Origin of the sequence: Paenibacillus xylanexedens (assembly GCF_007676705.1) — a bacterium.
GTDB classification, from domain to species: Bacteria; Bacillota; Bacilli; order Paenibacillales; family Paenibacillaceae; genus Paenibacillus; species Paenibacillus xylanexedens_C.
The window spans coordinates 1-262 of the sequence record NZ_VEBF01000382.1 but is presented as its reverse complement, the minus strand read 5'-3'; the positions used below and the strand labels follow the sequence as shown (position 1 = coordinate 262).

Here is a 262-nt window from a genome sequence, read left to right as displayed (position 1 = left end):
CGAACCTGTAGGGAATGGGCGGTGAGGTGCAGTGGAAGGAATATTGATAATGGTGGGGGTAGTTTGGTTGATGATGGTTGGAAGGAGAGGAGGTGTGAGGTAATATGTAGGGATAAGGTTAAGATGGAAGATGGGTTGGGAGTGTTGTGGGTGGATATCGAGGAATGTGCGGAAGGTTGCGATAGGTGGATTATTGATGAGGATATGGAGATGATTGGTACGGAGCTTGAATGTGTCGGTGAAGAGAGCTACGGACAGGTGG

General features: G+C 48.9%; 1 protein-coding gene. It reads right to left on the bottom strand.

What is annotated here, in order from left to right:
* Nucleotides 1-258: SDR family NAD(P)-dependent oxidoreductase (locus FS628_RS33315; RefSeq protein ID WP_369008916.1), on the bottom strand; the 258-nt coding region annotated here is incomplete at its 3' end.
* Nucleotides 259-262 lie beyond the last annotated feature (4 nt).